The 15,399-nt window shown below is 63.4% G+C and carries 12 protein-coding genes and 1 pseudogene; 10 read left to right on the plus strand and 3 right to left on the minus strand.

Translation table 11 applies throughout. From position 1 onward, the window contains the following. The first annotated feature begins 150 nt into the window (after nt 1-150). On the plus strand, nt 151-807 hold the full coding sequence (locus FR699_RS08140) for a helix-turn-helix domain-containing protein (RefSeq protein ID WP_158855111.1): 657 nt from the start codon (nt 151-153) through the stop codon (nt 805-807). Nucleotides 808-1,050: 243 nt separating this feature from the next. On the opposite strand, the gene FR699_RS13180 is transcribed toward FR699_RS08140, so the two are convergent. Together FR699_RS13180 and FR699_RS08145 are read right to left on the minus strand one after the other, a co-directional pair. Continuing rightward, nucleotides 1,051-1,215: a hypothetical protein gene (locus tag FR699_RS13180; protein WP_195837605.1), complete on the minus strand. Its 165-nt coding sequence runs from the start codon at nt 1,213-1,215 to the stop codon at nt 1,051-1,053. A 50-nt stretch (nt 1,216-1,265) separates the two neighbouring features. After that, entirely contained in the window at nt 1,266-3,581 is a 2,316-nt protein-coding gene (locus FR699_RS08145; RefSeq protein WP_158855112.1) for a DEAD/DEAH box helicase, read from the minus strand. Nucleotides 3,582-3,862: 281 nt separating this feature from the next. On the opposite strand from FR699_RS08145, the gene FR699_RS08150 reads away from it, so the two are divergent. Beyond that, complete coding sequence (locus FR699_RS08150; RefSeq protein WP_233263385.1) at nt 3,863-5,521, plus strand: MBL fold metallo-hydrolase; 1,659 nt, start codon at nt 3,863-3,865, stop codon at nt 5,519-5,521. A 49-nt stretch (nt 5,522-5,570) separates the two neighbouring features. Here the strand turns inward: FR699_RS08150 and gfo6 are convergent, their stop codons facing one another. Continuing rightward, nucleotides 5,571-6,659: a D-xylose 1-dehydrogenase Gfo6 gene (gene gfo6, locus FR699_RS08155; RefSeq protein WP_158855114.1), complete on the minus strand. Its 1,089-nt coding sequence runs from the start codon at nt 6,657-6,659 to the stop codon at nt 5,571-5,573. 458 nt (nt 6,660-7,117) lie between these two features. Between gfo6 and FR699_RS08160 the strand changes: the two genes are divergently transcribed. From FR699_RS08160 to FR699_RS08190, 8 genes and pseudogenes are all read left to right on the plus strand, one after another. After that, nucleotides 7,118-8,080 (plus strand): MoxR family ATPase, encoded by a 963-nt coding sequence (locus FR699_RS08160; protein WP_154550959.1) that lies wholly within the window; start codon nt 7,118-7,120, stop codon nt 8,078-8,080. A 3-nt stretch (nt 8,081-8,083) separates the two neighbouring features. Beyond that, nucleotides 8,084-9,112, plus strand: coding sequence for a DUF58 domain-containing protein (locus FR699_RS08165; protein ID WP_158855115.1), 1,029 nt, complete (start codon nt 8,084-8,086; stop codon nt 9,110-9,112). After that, nucleotides 9,109-11,316, plus strand: a complete 2,208-nt coding sequence (locus tag FR699_RS08170; protein WP_158855116.1) for a DUF3488 and transglutaminase-like domain-containing protein — start codon at nt 9,109-9,111, stop codon at nt 11,314-11,316. Before FR699_RS08165 ends, FR699_RS08170 begins: the two co-directional genes overlap by 4 nt. A gap of 151 nt (nt 11,317-11,467) precedes the next feature. Continuing rightward, entirely contained in the window at nt 11,468-11,761 is a 294-nt protein-coding gene (gene yciH, locus FR699_RS08175; protein ID WP_154550956.1) for a stress response translation initiation inhibitor YciH, read from the plus strand. A 277-nt stretch (nt 11,762-12,038) separates the two neighbouring features. Beyond that, nucleotides 12,039-13,106 (plus strand): annotated as a pseudogene (locus FR699_RS08180) (NAD(P)/FAD-dependent oxidoreductase); the annotation flags it as partial. Between the two features lie 90 nt (nt 13,107-13,196). Next, a complete protein-coding gene (locus FR699_RS13410) occupies nt 13,197-13,535 on the plus strand; it encodes a (2Fe-2S)-binding protein (protein ID WP_255470262.1) in 339 nt (112 codons plus the stop codon). Further along, a complete protein-coding gene (locus tag FR699_RS08185) occupies nt 13,528-14,868 on the plus strand; it encodes an NAD(P)/FAD-dependent oxidoreductase (protein ID WP_158855118.1) in 1,341 nt (446 codons plus the stop codon). The genes FR699_RS13410 and FR699_RS08185 overlap by 8 nt, the downstream gene beginning before the upstream one ends. Continuing rightward, the gene (locus tag FR699_RS08190) at nt 14,869-15,264 is read left to right on the plus strand and encodes a DUF1667 domain-containing protein (protein WP_158855119.1); all 396 of its coding nucleotides are present in this window, start codon (nt 14,869-14,871) and stop codon (nt 15,262-15,264) included. Nucleotides 15,265-15,399 lie beyond the last annotated feature (135 nt).

Below are 15,399 nucleotides of genomic sequence, written 5' to 3' on the forward strand. Positions count from 1 at the left end.
GGGATCGCAATTGTGTACCTCTGTGTCATAGATACGGATCCAGTGGGGATAGGAGTATCGGAAAGCATGGTACATCATGGCTCCCGAGCAGTCCGGCATTCGGGTGCGGCGAGCTTTTAACCCCGTCGGCGCTGAACGGCAAACTATGTCATGAGCGTCATCGTGGAGTTGACGATTCCCTCCGACGCCTTCGAACTGGGGCAGATACTCAACGTCGAAGGCGGCACCCAGGTCACGCTCGAGACGATGGTACCACTGGGGGGGCGGCCAACGCCGTTCGTCCGGCTGACTGACGGGGCTAAAGAGGGCTTCGAGCAGATGGTTCAGGACCATCCGTCCGTTGGCAGCATGCAACTAGTCAACACCCACGACGCGGAAACGCTGTACGCCCTAGAGTGGGAGCCGCCTGCGGAGTCGCTGTTCCAGACGATGACGGAGATGGGTGCGGCACTGCTCGGCGCGACCGGGAGTGCCGATCGGTGGGCGATCGAACTCAGGTTTCCGTCCCACGATGCGCTGTCCGGATTCCAGGAGTATTACCTCGACCGGGAGATCCCGGTCTCTATCGAGAAGATATACAATCCGACGAAACCCGACGCCGGACCGTGGTACGGATTGACGGCAGTACAGCGAGAAACCCTCACGCATGCGGTCGAGTCGGGCTACTATTCGCTCCCACGGGAGATATCGACGAAAGAACTCGCGGGAGAATTCGATATCTCCGACCAGGCGACCACCGAGCGGCTCCGCCGGGGCATCGCGACACTCGTCGACAATACACTGTTAGCCGCCGAGACCGAAGGGTGAGGACTCACTCGGGGAAGAAAACGCTGGAGACCCGCTTTGGGCGACAGACGACAGCGGGACAGCGGCTTGGTGGTGGGCTGAACAGTCAGAAACTGTCCAGCGGTGGGGTGAGGAGGGCCGCCCGTTCGGAGTTGCGGTGGACACCCGTATCGAGCGTCCGTCTCCAGCACGTACGCTATCGTCCCACGCAGCCGAAACGATATTGCATGGTCTCTCAAGCTACGTTTCACTCGATTGTACGGCCTATCCGAACGGACCACGATCGCCGCCAAAGCCGGTCTCCATCACCTCACACTCGCCGTTCTGGTTGATCAGGATGCGCCCCTGATAGCCACAGCTCCCGTTGTTGTTGTACTGACAGCGCGTACAGCGACACTCGACGTCCTTTCGTGCGTTACCTTGTGACATACCACGAGCTTCGAGAGCCAGCCACTTGGAACTATAGCTTCCCCACACGATCAGCCGTGTTCCAGCAGCGAAGCGAGCAGCTCGATCGCGAGGTGCTTATCGAGTGGGTCGTTGGCGTTCCCACAGTGGGGCGACTGGACACACGCCGGACACCCCTCCGCACAGTCACAGTCGGCGACGAGTTCCTGCGTCGTCGCCGCCAAGTCGCCGATGGACTCGTAACCGGCCCGGGCAATTCCCACGCCCCCGGGATAGCCGTCGTAGATGAAGATCGTACTCCGGTCGGTGTGAGGGTGATGGGGGGTCGAGAGGCCACCGATGTCCCGGCGATCACACAGAAATGAGAGGGGCATCGTAGCGATCATGGCATGCTCGGCGGCGTGGATCCCGCCAGGGAAGTCACCGTTCGCTCGCAATGTCTGTTCCAAGTCGGGGGGCAGGGCGTAGTACAGCGCTCGCGTCCGGAGGGTCGTCTCGGGCACGGAGAGCGGTTCGCGCCCGATGACCTCGCCGCTGCTGGCGTCGTGGCGTTCGAATCCGGTAATCTGCTTGCGCATGGTCACGTCCGCAAACCGGACCGGGACGTCTGGACGCCCCGGGAACGGTTTCTCCTGCAGGTCTTCCTCGACGGTGATCGTCTTCTCGTGGCGCACGCGCGTGTACTGGTTGGCGTACGTCCGGGACAAGGTTGCCACGTCGTGATCCAGGTCCAGATCCACGACCTCGTAGGAGGTCCCCTGGTGGTGGTAGATCGCCCCCGGATGGGCGTCCCGCAACGCGTCGCCGAACGGAAGTGTGGCGATCACGTCGTCTGCCCCACGCTCGCGCAGGCGGATCTCCCGGTCGTCGGCCGTCCGGAGACTCGTCTCGTGTTGGGGACTGGCCCCGCCGTCGTAGAGCCAGCGTGTCCCCGCCTCGGTCGCTCGGCGTTCGAGATCGCCCGCGCTCTCCAGATCGGCCACCACGTCCGGGAACGACGTCCCGAAGTGTCGATCGTCGCCCGGCGAGAGCCAGTTCTCGCGGGCGGCCGACCGGACGTGATCGGGGAGAATCTGCTCGTTGTCGGGGTTGGTGAGCGCTTGCTCGGGGTCGCGATCGAACAGCGCCTCGGGGTGGCGGGCGACGTACTGGTCGAGTTGATCCTCACCGGTCACGAGTGCGACCAGTGCGGGATCGTCGCCACGCCCCGCCCGTCCCGCTCGCTGGAAGGTCTCCATGCGCGTTCCCGGATACCCATCCAGTAAGACAGCATCGAGGCCACCGACGTCGACGCCCAGCTCCAGGGCGTTCGTGCTCCAGACGCCACGGATCGAACCGTCGTGCAGCCCCGTCTCCAGTTCGCGTCGCCGGTCGTCGGTCAGTGCGGCCTGGTAGGCGGCGATCTCCGTCGCCAGTTTTCCCTCGCCGCGTTCCCGGAGTGCGTCGGCACTCTCGGTGGCGTAGCGTTCGGCGACCTGCCGGGAGCCGGTGAACACGGCCGTCTGAAGGCCGCGCTGGACGAGATCGGCGAACAGCCGCTTGGTCTCGACGTGCTGGGACTTGCGTCGCCCCTGGCCGCCACCGCCGCGTTTCTCGGGTGGATTCCAGACCAGCCAGTGGCGTGGGCCGGTCGCGCTGTCGTCGTCGTCGATGAGCCGATACGACGCTGCCGGCTGGTTCGTCACGGTCGCGGCGTGATCGACCGGATTGCCGATCGTCGCCGAACAGCAGACGTACTGCGGGTCGGCGTCGAATCGTTCCGCGAGCCTGTTGAGCCGCCGCATGACCAGCGAGACGTGACTGCCGAAGACGCCCCGATAGGCGTGTACTTCGTCGATGACGATCGTCTCCAGACGCTGGAAGAACCACTCCCAGAGACGATGGGCGTGGGGCATGATCCCGTAGTGGAGCATGTCCGGCGTCGTCAGCAAGACCGTGGGCTGGCGCTCGCGAACGGTCTCTTTCTCCGAACGAGAGAGGTGTCCCGTATAGCGATCGACGGTCACGCGCGAGCCAAAGCCCAGGCCGTGAGCCAGCTCCGAGAGTGTCTCGGCCTGATCGTTGATCAGCGCAACCTGCGGGGCGATGTACAGCGTCGTCGCCGTGCGGTCCATCGCCCGCTCGAAGGCCGGGACGGTGTAAGCGAGGCTCTTGCCGCTTGCGGTCGGCGACGCCAGAACGACGTTCTCACCTGCCCGGACCGCTTCGATCGCCTCGGTCTGGTGACGGTAGAAATCCTCGATCCCCGCCCCTTCCAGGGTCGAGGCGAGGCGATCGGGGACCGCGAGATCGCCGTAGACCGCCTCGCGTCCCGGGAGCGTCCGCTCGTCGGCGATCTGTCCCTCGTAGTAGGGCCGACTTCGGAGCCAGTCGAGAACGTCGTCCACGCCCTCGTTTTGCATTGGGAGATCCTAACGGTTGTGCTCGTCCCCGAGGCTAGGAGGAGTGACGGCACACAACGCTCACCAGTTCATCCAGCTCATCGTTGATCTGTACGAAGACAGTTTCCCAACCGGGCTGAGCACAAGGTATATCGTCCTACCGTCTCGAAATTGTCTTTGACTAACCAATGCAGGTCAACTATCAACACGCGAATCCAAACAACGGTCGGGAATCATTCCTTCTCAGGTTCTACGATAAGATCCACGATCAGAGAACGTGTATCCTCGTGGATGCTGGTGACAATGTCGACGTAGACGACATCCTCGCCGAAGACGAGTACCTCTCTGCAATCTGTTTGACGCACGCTCATCTCGACCACTATCGGACGCTGGGATCGAATCTCCGTGACGGAGCGTCGATCTATGCCACGCCAGAAACTGCACGGGCAATCACGACGCGGCTTGACACCGAGGCCGAACACGCCGATATCGGGGCCCCAGACGACGTTCGGGAGGCCCTCGAGCCGATCACGGATTGGACGAGGATCACGAGCGACATCCGTCTCCATCCGGTACCAGCCGGGCATGCGCCAGGTGCCAGCGGGTTCGTCGTCCAGTTTTCCGACGGGAACGACCGGTACCACCTACTCGCGACGGGCGATTTCACCAGGCGCAGGGCAGCCGGCTATCCAGGAATCCAGACCGATCTGCCCGTCGACGCAGTGTTCCTCACGGCAGCGACGAATTCGACCTTCCGGGACCAGTTGACCAGCGCGGTTAGGGCTATCGTCGAACGATCGACTGCTGGATCCACAGTGCTAACCACAGCCAGTGGATCGAACGGGGTCCACCTCGCATATCTCTTATCGCACATCGGAGACACCACCGAGACGGCTATTCCTGTCACGGTTACCGGCCGCGTTGGGACGCTCTGGGACGCCTTGGGGTACGACCATCCGGCTGTCGAATCCGTGCCGACCTTCGAGGACACCGAAGCGGTCCTCGGACCAGGGCGAGTTACGATTGCTGGGCCGGAGGTTCCCGTTTCCGGAAGCAGCGAGCGACTGTTCGAGGCCATCGAGGACGACGAGGGCGCGACGCTCGTACAGGTGACCAGCGGTGCATTCGAACCGGAACGGTCGGCTGTCTGCACCGTCGACGCCTACGAGCTAAGCAATCATCCGAGCGAAGAAACGATCGATGCGGTCGTCGAGGATTTCGCACCGATCCACGTCGTCGTTACCCACCAACGCGGCCACAGTGCCGACCGATACAAGGACAAGTACGATAGTTTCGTCTGGGCGACAGACGACCGTAAGCAGTATACGCTATACGATAAGGACGAATGGACCGGGCCGCCGTGGGTTACGGATGCCACCCGGAGACGCGTCCGATCCAGATTGTACCGGGACAACGGATCGAACATCGGACGATCGTTCGACAACGCCGACGTTCCGTTGCCGACCGTCGATCGTCACGACGATATCGACCTTGAAGCGGAAGGGATTGACATGGAACGGCTCACGGAGGACGGAAGAATCGGTGGTGCGCTGACAGAGGCCCAGCAATCGTTCGAAAGCGACACGAACGCAACCGACGACACTGCTATCACGGACGGAGAACCGTCGGATTCGGTAGCCGAGGACGAATCAGACGGTTCTGACAGTATGGCTGAACCTATCGAAGAGCCTGAAATGGAGAGTTCGACCCAAGATCCTCCGTCATTGGATAAAATTATCGACCGCCTGGATCGGATCGAGAACGAAGTGACTGGAACCCGGACCCGTGCGACGGTGGTCGATGCTGGGGACGATGTGATACTCCTTCGCTTGGAACACGAATCGCTCGAAGCCGAACTCACCCACGGACAATCTATCGGTATAACACTCCACAAGAATCGGCAATCGGATAAACGAGATGCCTCGAAAGACGGGGAGAAACAATGAGGGAGGATGAACGAGACATACCTCGACCGACAGGTGACTTGCCCGTCAATCAAACCACGGCGTTCTCGATTCTGACCGTTTCGCCCGTCTGGGCCGACTCGTAGATCGCCTCGATCGCCCGCATATCGACGAGACCGTGCTCGCCGTCGGGGTACGGCTCACGCCCGGATAGCAAACAGTCCGCGAAGTACGCGAATTCTTCTTCGAGTTGGTGGACGTTGGTGACGTCGACGTCGACTCCCTCGCCGTCGATCCGAACCGCCATATCGCGGTCCTCCCGCTCGAAGAAGGCCGGATCGAGGACGATCACACCCTCCGTTCCCGTGACCCGGAGGAAACTGTCGTGGTAGGCGGCGTGGCTGGCAGTAAAGACGACGGGCACCTCGCCCTCGAAGGTCGCCCGGACGGCGACCTGTTCCTCGACGGCATCGAAGGCGTCGTGGACGGCGGCAGTCGAGGCTGAAACACGAACTGGGTCGGCCGAAAGCAGGAATCGCGTCGTGTTCAGCGGGTAGATACCGATGTCCATCATCGCGCCGCCGCCAGCCAGGTCGGGATCGAGTCGCCACTGGTCGGCCGGGTCGCCCTCAAGTTCGGCGAGCATCCGCTGGGACATGTTTCCGTGGATCTGGACGACCTCGCCGATCGCGCCCCCGTCGATCAGCTCTCTGGCACGCCGGACGACGGGATCGGTGTGCATCCGGTAGCCGATCATCAGCGTCACGCCGGCCGCCGCGGCAGTCTCGACGAGTGGGGCCGCCCGGTCGCGGTTCGCTTCCATCGGTTTCTCACAGAGGATGTCTTTCCCGAAGCCCGCCGCTCGTTCGACGTATGCCAAGTGGGTGGCGTTGGGCGTACAGACGTACACCGCGTCGTACTCGGCCCGGGCCGTGCCGTCGTGGAACTGCTCGGGTGTGAGCGACGTCAATCCGTACTCGTCGGCGAGGCGATCGGCCCGCTCGGGGCGCGTATCGACGACGACCGTCGGGTCGGTGTGGGCGGCCCGCTCGAAGCCGGGCAAGGCCCACTCACGGGTGAACCAGCCGGCCCCGATCAGGGCAATACGGACGATGCCGTCGCCGTCGTAGGCCGCCCAGTCGCGGCGGGCGAAGTCGTCGAGGGTATCGAGGACAGTCACGCATACAACGTCACCAGCCAGCGAGAAATACGCTCCGGCGCTTTGGCCACCAAGCCAGTGCGTACCCGGCCTGTGGTCGTCGTCGATCCGTAGTGGTACCCATCAGGTCTCGATCGAGTGGTCGGGAGGCCGGTCGACCGTCTCAACAGTCGATTGGCCGCCAAGACGACGGGCGATGGCATCGCCAATCGAGTGACTCGAGCCGGAAAATGCCCTTGCCGGTCGATTAGCTGGGGGAGTTCAGCGAGCAGCCCGAACCCAGATCCCCCCGACCGTGACCCACAAGTACGGCACCCCCCTAAAGTGGTGTACGTACCCATGGGACACGTCCACGGTCGGCAATCGATCACGCCGTCGGCAAGGGCGGCCTGCGATACCAGTGAAGGGGCTGTCCAGTCAGGCGGCCACAAGCAGTCGTATCGAGACAAGTGCACGGTGGGCAGGCGACAGGGTGGGCGATGACGGATTCAGAACCCGCGGCCGCCGGTCGACAACGAGATCGCGACGTCGAAGCGGTGGGCGAGACTGCGAGACGCGTCGTCGAGAGCGTCGAGGACGTCATCGTCGGCCACCCGGGCGTCATCGAGCATATCCTCACAGCCATGTTCGCCGGCGGACACGTCCTGCTCGAGGACGTCCCTGGCGTGGGCAAAACAATGCTCTCGCGATCGATCGCCGCCTCGTTCGACAGTTCGTTCAAGCGCGTCCAGTTCACACCGGATCTACTGCCCGCCGACGTGACGGGCGCAAGCGTCTACAACCAGCAGACCCAGGCTTTCGAGTTCCGGCCGGGGCCGATCTTTGCCAACGTCGTTCTGGGTGACGAAATCAATCGCGCGCCCCCGAAAACCCAGTCCGCGCTGCTTGAAGCCATGGAGGAAGGTCAAGTCACCGCCGACGGCGAGACCCACGCAGTCCCCCAGCCGTTTACCGTCATTGCGACCCAAAACACCGTCGAGCGCGACCGTACCTACGACCTCCCGATGGCCGAGCTCGACCGGTTCACGAAGAAACTCGAGTTGGGGTATCCTGACGAGGCCGAGGAGAGTGCGATGCTCGAACAGGTCGTCGGCGATCATCCGATCGAAGACCTCGAACCGGTCGCGACGCTCGAAGACCTCGAACGCGCCCGGGAGGTAACAGCGAACGTGACCGTCGAGAAGCCCGTTCGGGACTACATTACACGGCTGTCTCGGTACACACGCGAACACGCCGATCTCGGCGCGAGTCCCCGGGCATCGCTCCTGTTGCTCCGGGCCGCGCAAGGCCGGGCTGTCCTCGAAGGGCGGGATTACGTCATCCCGGACGACGTCCAAACGGAGATCGAGGTCGTGTTCCCCCACCGCATCAAGACCGGCTTCGAGGACACTGGCTCTACGGTATTGCTCGAGGAAACACTCGACGCAGTAGCCGTCGAGTGAGCGATGCAGCTGACGCGACGCGGCGTGGCGGCAGTCTGCGTGGCGATCGTTGCCGTCGGCATGGGGTGGGCGTTTGGCAGCCGGTCGCTGAACGCGATTGCCGTCACGGCACTGATCGCGATCGGCGTCGGGGCCGTCCAGCTTCGCCTCGCTGGCCCACCGAGCGTCGAGCGCTCGAACCCACGCGCTGGCTTTCCCGGCGACCAGCGGGCAGTCTCACTCCAGGTTACCGGATCACGAGGCACACTCGTCCACGTAACCGATACCCTCCCGGATGGACTCACGGCAACCGACACCGACACGACCGGAGTGATCCCCGTCGAGACACCGTACCAACTGGGGCTCACTTGCCGCGGTCACTACCAGATCGGGCCAGCGACCGTGCGCGTCCGTGATCCGTTCGGACTACTCAGCGAAACGTACGAACGCGGAGACGAGACATCACTGCTGGTGTACCCGACGCTCCACGACGTCGCCAGTTCGACGGCCCTGACGGAGATTATCGACCGGGCCCGGACGCCGGAACGTCAGGAGATCGACCACCTCCGGGAGTACGTCCCCGGCGATCCACTCAGGGACATCGCCTGGAAGGCAAGTGCCAAGCGGCTCCCGGAGTTCGTCGTCACTGAATATGCCGGCCAAGAGACGGCGGGCACTGTCGAAATCGCAGTCAGTGGGACGGACTCGACGATAGACGAGACGGCGAGCGCAGCTGCCAGCGTCGCCGTCTTCCTGCTCGAGGCTGGCCTGGAAGTCGGGCTCACACTGCCCGGCGATCGGCTTCAGCCGAGTCGAGGTCCACGCCATCGTGAGCGAGTGCTCGCCACGCTGGCCCAGGTCGATTCGGGTGCCGTGCCGGAGACTGCCTGGACGCAGGCGGACGTACAGATCGCCGGAAAGCAGCGTGGCGTCCGCGTCGGCTTCGAGGGCCACTCGGTGTCGTATGGACAGTTACGCGGGAAAGCGCTGAGCGGAACGCCACTAGGGAATCGTCACAGTCAGGCAGCGCAAAGGGAGGTGACGACGACGTGAGGATCGCCGATCGAGCGGGCCGTTCCCCAGTTCGACTGATCGCCCTCGCTGCTGGACTCGTCGTCATCAGTTCGTTCGTCGGCGTGCTCTATCACGTGATCGACGTGATCAGCGATCCCGGGACGGTTCTGGTGAGTGTCGTGCTAGCACTTGGTGGGGCGACACTATTGGCCAGGTATCTTCGTCTCAGACACGCAGTCGGGCTCGCGGTTGGCCTGTTTTCGGTCGGGATGGGCTGGTATCTCACCCAGCTTGGCACCGGTTCACTCGACCCGTGGCCCCACGTCCGCTACACGATAGCGCTACTGACCGGCCAGTCCGTGCTGGGAATCGTCAACCTCGAAGCCTGGGTCCTCGCCGTGACGCCTGCGCCCGTGTTTCTCACGTGGTATCTCGCCGTCCGCCGACGCTACGTCGCGAGTGCGGTCGTCGGCGGCGGAACACTCACGTTTTTCGTCCTGACTGGCGACGCTGCACCGACACTCACGCTGCTTGGTGTCGTCGGCGTCGTTGCACTGGTCGGTCTCGGTGACCTCGATCGATTCGGCGGTAGCGTCGGGGACGCAGATGTCGTTGGGACCGTCATCGCACTGGCGATCATCGTGTCGGCCACAGTCACCGTCGTTCCGACAGGGCTGGCCTACACGTTCTCGCCGGATACCGGTCTCCAGAGCCCTGCCGGTGGCGGAGACGCGAGCGCGGGCACCCTCGAAGGGAACCTCCTGAACGTCGACAACTCGCTGTCGATCGCCGGCAGCCTGGAGCTGTCACCCAAGGTCCGCTTTCGAGTCGAGGGTGACAGCCCAGAGTACTGGCGGGTCAATGCGTTCAACGTGTATACGGGCGATGGCTGGGTCAGACGTGGGAACACGGGGCCGCTCGATCGCCGTCTCAGCGACGTTCCGGGCCGGAATCGAAGTGTTTCCCAGACGTATACGGTGGTGAGCCAGACACGAGCGATGCCGGCTGTCTGGCGGCCAACGGCCGTCGATGGGCCGGCCGCATCCGCGGCCCGCGTGACGCGTCTGGGTGGTCTCCAGCCCGAGCGAGCACTCACAGCCAACGAAACCTACCGGGTCGAGAGTGCGATACCGGTCGCAACCCTCCGTGAACTCCGGACCGCTGGCCGATCGTACCCACAGACCGTCGAGGAGATGTACTTGCAGTTGCCCGATAGTACCCCGGAGCGAGTCGTCGATCGGACGGACCGACTCACTGGAAACGCTGACAATCCCTACGATACGGCCCGCGTGATCGAGCAGTGGCTCGAACGCAACCGGGCATACTCGCTGAACGTCTCGAAGCCATCCGGCTCGATCGCCGACGCGTTCCTCTTCGAGATGGAACGAGGCTACTGTACCTACTACGCGACGACGATGACTGTCATGCTCCGCAGTCAAGGCATCCCCGCCAGAATGGTCGTGGGGTACACCTCGGGCCAGCGCGTCGAGCAAAACGAGTGGGTCGTCCGGGGCCAGAACGCCCATGCATGGACCGAGATGTACGTCCCGGATGTCGGCTGGGTTCGTTTCGACCCGACGCCGGCAGCCCCACGCGAGGAGGCAGAGCAGGGGACGCTCGAGACAGCACGCCAGAACAACGCCTCGAACGTCGATACGGCGGGCAGCGACGACGGCGAGTGGACGCCCACGCCGACACCGACGCCAACACCGATCGAGCAAAACGGCACTGAATCGAATCTCCCGCCCGATTTCGACATTCCAACGCCGCCAGGCGGCCCGGGACGGGGGAATACCGTGACGGTCGACACTGGCGGACAGACGCAGACGGCCCCACGGGACGGTAGCGACGATGACGACGAGACGGCCGGCATACCGTTTGAGATACCCACCGCCGAACAGACGGCGCTTGGCGCACTCGCCGTGATCGGCGTCGCGGGGATGGCCCGGCGGAGTAGCGTGACACAGCGCGCCTACCGGGCGCTGTGGCTCCGCTTTCAACCGCGGACCGATCCCACAACGGACGTCGAACGCGCCTTCGAGCGTCTGGAGTACGTGCTGGCACGCGAGTACCGCGAGCGACGGACCGGGGAAACCGTTCGGGCGTATCTGACGGCCATCGACGCGAGCGAACGCGTCCGCCGTGTCGCAGCGCTCCGTGAGCGGGTCCGGTACGGTGGCGAGATCGACGACGCGCTGGCCGAGGAAGCAGTCGAACTGGTCGACGATATCGTCACTGAGTGAGACAGTGTTGGCTGGATCGGTGACGTGCGCCATCGGCCGTCAGCCCCACCGATCTCGACGACCAGCAATCGAGTGGCGTCGGTGACGTCTGCCCAGCACCGTGGTACGTCCCGACAGTGTTTAATATGAAGCTTCCCAACTCCGGACTGTAATGTCGGAAGTCTGCTCGACGTGTGGGCTTCCTGAGGAACTTTGCGTCTGCGAAGACGTCGCCAAAGAATCCCAGGAAATCAACATCCGCATCGACGAGCGCCGTTACGGGAAAGAGGTAACGATCATCGAAGGGTTCGATCCCAACGACGTCGACATGGACAGTCTGTCCTCGGATCTCAAGTCCAAGTTCGCCTGTGGGGGAACTATCGAGGACGACCAGATCGAACTCCAGGGCAACCACACCGGGCGCGTCGAGGATTTCCTCCGTGAGAAGGGATTCAACGTCGCCTAACTGAGCCGCCTGCGTGTTCTGGAGTTGCGGTCGCCATCATCCAGTTGCGTGTATATCGAGCGGTCGTCGACGGGACAGCGACCACGACAAGATCGGACGGGCACTATCCGATCGGGCGGGCGTCCCCGTGGGCGATCCGACGAGAGAGTCGGATGGTCCCGAGAACCGGATAATCCTGCCAACGAATAAATAGCGTCGCGACGAATTCTAGACCGGAGATCACACACCGGTCACCGCCCGGACCGGAGGCAGACACGTAACCGATCGGGCCAAGAGATTCACTATGCACGCAGCAACGGACGTGGTAGTCATCGGTGGTGGCGTCATCGGGACGGCCATCGCCCGTGAGCTATCCCAGTATACGGTCGACGTCGTGTTGCTCGAAGCTGCCCCGGATGTCTGTACCGGCACGAGCAAAGCAAATACGGCACTGTTGCACGCCGGGTTCAACGCGGACCCGGAGAAGTTGAAGGGCCGACTCAACGTCAGGGGAAACGAGCTGTATCACGAGCGGATTCAACACGAACTCGACGTGCCAATCGAGTGGCGCGGCGCACTCGTCGTCGCCACCGAGGAATCCGAACGGCCGAAACTCCAGTCACTGCTACAAAAGGGCCGGGACAACGGCATCGAAGACCTCGAAATCGTCGAGGGCGAGCAACTCCACGAGTTGGAGCCGACGCTGCACGACGACGCCATCGCCGCGCTGTGGGCACCCACGGCGGGTATCGTCAACCCCTTCGAACTCACGGCCGCCTTCGCCAACAACGCCGTCCAGAACGGCACAACAGTCGAACTGAACGCCGAAGTGACCGACGTCACGGAGACTGGCGACACCTTCCGCGTCGAGACAGTCAACGGCGACATCGAGGCCGACGTCGTGATCAACGCCGCAGGGCTGTACGCCGATCGAGTCTCGGCGATGGTCGGCGTCGATGACTTCGAAATAACCCCACGGCGGGGCGAGTACTATCTCTACGACAAGAAGATGGACGTCGACGTCCAGCGGACGGTCTTCCCCGTCCCCTCGGAAGTCAGCAAAGGCATCGTCGTCACGCCGACCGACGAGGGCAACGTGATGATCGGCCCCAACGCCGAGGAGGTCACGGAGCCGACGGACAAAGCTACGACTCGCGAGGGCTTAGACGAGGTTCTGTCGGGCGCCCAAAAGACCGTCCCCGACCTCTCGAAAGACGACGTCATCCGGGAGTTTGCGGGCCTGCGCCCGGCGATCAAGGAAACCGGCGACTTCCGGATTCAGATCGAACGCGAGGACCCCGGCTTCATCAACGCCGCCGGCATCCAGTCGCCGGGACTAGCCTCTGCGCCGGCGATCGCTGAATACGTCGCGGACCTCGTTGGAGACCTCCGTGGCGACCTCACAGAAGACCCGACCTTCGATCCCCACTATTCGGGGCCACCGAAAGTCAGGCACATGAGTCATGCCGAACACGCGGCCTTGATCGAAGAGGACCCCGCGTACGGACAGATCATCTGTCGGTGTGAGTCGGTGACGGAGGGCGAAATCCGGGATGCGATCAACGAACCGGTCGGTGCGCGAACGATCAACGCCGTCAAGCGACGGGTCCGGCCCGGGGCCGGGCGCTGTCAGGGTGGCTTCTGTCAACCCCGTGTCGTCGAGATCCTCGCCGAGGAACGCGGCGTCGAGGAAACCGAGATCAAACTCGAAGACGACGGCTCGGAACTGCTGATCGGCGAGACCAAAGAACTACTGCTGGCCGAGAGCGGCGAGGAGGTGAGCGCGGATGACTGAAACCGAGGCCGAGGCCATCGAATCAACCCAGTCGGCCGCCGCGGCCGAACGTGCGATCCGACGTGAGGAACACGATCTCGTGGTCGTCGGCGGTGGGCCGGCTGGCCTGGCGGCCGCCCAGGAAGCCTACGATCACGGGGTCGACGACATCGTGATCCTCGAACGGGACTTCGAACTCGGTGGCATCCTCCAGCAGTGCATCCACAATGGCTTCGGGTTGCACTACTTCGACGAGGAGTTGACCGGGCCCGAATACGCCCAGGCGTTCATCGAGAACGTCGCCGAGCGCGGCGTCGACATCCGGCTGAACACGATGGTCCAGGAGGTGACCGACGAGAAGACCGTCTACGCCGTCAGCGAGGCCGACGGCCTGACCGAGATCGACGCCGAGGCCGTCGTGCTGGCGATGGGTTGTCGCGAACGAACCCGGGAGGCGCTCGATATTCCGGGGGACCGTCCGGCCGGCGTCTTCAGCGCCGGGACCGCCCAGCGCTACATCAACATGGAGGGGAAGATGCCCGGCGAGAAGGCGGTCATCCTCGGCTCGGGTGACATCGGCCTCATCATGGCCCGGCGGATGTACCTTGAGGGAGCCGACGTCGAGGCCGTCCTGGAGATCCTGCCCTACACCGGCGGGCTGACGCGCAACGTCGTCCAGTGTCTCGAAGACTTCGACATTCCACTGCGGACTCAACAGACCATCACCGAGATCTACGGCGACGAACGGGTCGAAGGCGTCACCGTCCAGGAAGTCGACGACGACTTCGAGCCAATCGACGGCACCGAGTACGACATCGAGTGTAATACCGTATTGCTGTCGGTCGGTCTGATCCCCGAGAACGAGCTCTCGGAGGGTGCTGGCGTGGACATGCACCCCGTCACTGGCGGTCCAGTCGTCGACGACGGCCGCGAGACCAGCGTCGATGATATCTACGCCTGCGGGAACGTCCTGCACGTCCACGATCTGGTCGACTGGGTGACCGAGGAGAGTATGATCGCCGGACGATCGGTCGCCAAGCAGCTTCAGGGTGACATCGAGGTCCGCGAGGAGCCAATCGAGATCGAATCCACGGGCGCGGTGAGCTACGTCGTCCCCGAACGGATCAGCAAGGTCGACGACGAGCGCGAGGAACTCCCACTCTATTTGCGGGTCTACGCGCCGATGGACGAGGTCTTCATCACCGTCGAGAGTGGCGACGAGCAACTGGCCCGGGAATTCGAGCGTCGTGCCGAACCCGGAGAGATGATCACGGTCGATCTCGATACCGACGCGCTCGAGGACCTCCCGGAGAATCGTCTCACAGTCGACGTCGTCCCGAAGGAGGAGATCTAGATGAGCTCTGAAACCGTCGAGATCACCTGTATCGCCTGCCCGGTCGGCTGTGACGTCTCCATTGGAGTCGAGGACGGCGAGATCCAGTCGATCGATGGCAACACCTGCCCTAGAGGGGCCGATTACGCCAAAGAGGAGTATCGGAATCCGACCCGAATCTTGCCGACGACCGCCCGGGTCAGCGGTGGCGTCCTCCCGCGTGTGCCAGTCAAATCCGCCGAACCGATGCCCAAGCCGAAATTAGAGGACGCGATGGTCGAAATCGCGGCCGTCGAGGTTGACGCCCCGATCCAACTCGGCGACGTGATCGTCGCGAACGTCTGTGACACTGGCGTCGACATTGTCGCGACGCGGGATTTGCCGGCCGCTGAGGACGGGCCGAAAGCGGCGGAGTGAATCAGAGAACTTTCGCCGAAGAGCATACGCGCCGCCCCGCGGCGCGTTTCGCCGAGCGCCGCAGGCGCTCGGATGTTTTTGGCCGAGCTTTTTGCGAGGTGGGTTCGCATCGCGGACCCACCGACGTAAAAAGGT

Source organism: Halorhabdus sp. CUG00001 (genome assembly GCF_009797925.1).
Lineage (GTDB): Archaea > Halobacteriota > Halobacteria > Halobacteriales > Haloarculaceae > Halorhabdus.

Coding starts and splice junctions, on each gene's coding strand:
- FR699_RS08140 (WP_158855111.1), top strand. CDS start 151: ATGAGCGTCATCGTGGAGTTGACGATTCCCTCCGACGCCTTCGAACTG.
- FR699_RS08190 (WP_158855119.1), top strand. CDS start 14,869: ATGAGCTCTGAAACCGTCGAGATCACCTGTATCGCCTGCCCGGTCGGC.
- FR699_RS13180 (WP_195837605.1), bottom strand. CDS start 1,215: ATGTCACAAGGTAACGCACGAAAGGACGTCGAGTGTCGCTGTACGCGC.
- FR699_RS13410 (WP_255470262.1), top strand. CDS start 13,197: ATGAGTCATGCCGAACACGCGGCCTTGATCGAAGAGGACCCCGCGTAC.
- yciH (WP_154550956.1), top strand. CDS start 11,468: ATGTCGGAAGTCTGCTCGACGTGTGGGCTTCCTGAGGAACTTTGCGTC.
- FR699_RS08160 (WP_154550959.1), top strand. CDS start 7,118: ATGACGGATTCAGAACCCGCGGCCGCCGGTCGACAACGAGATCGCGAC.
- FR699_RS08165 (WP_158855115.1), top strand. CDS start 8,084: ATGCAGCTGACGCGACGCGGCGTGGCGGCAGTCTGCGTGGCGATCGTT.
- FR699_RS08185 (WP_158855118.1), top strand. CDS start 13,528: ATGACTGAAACCGAGGCCGAGGCCATCGAATCAACCCAGTCGGCCGCC.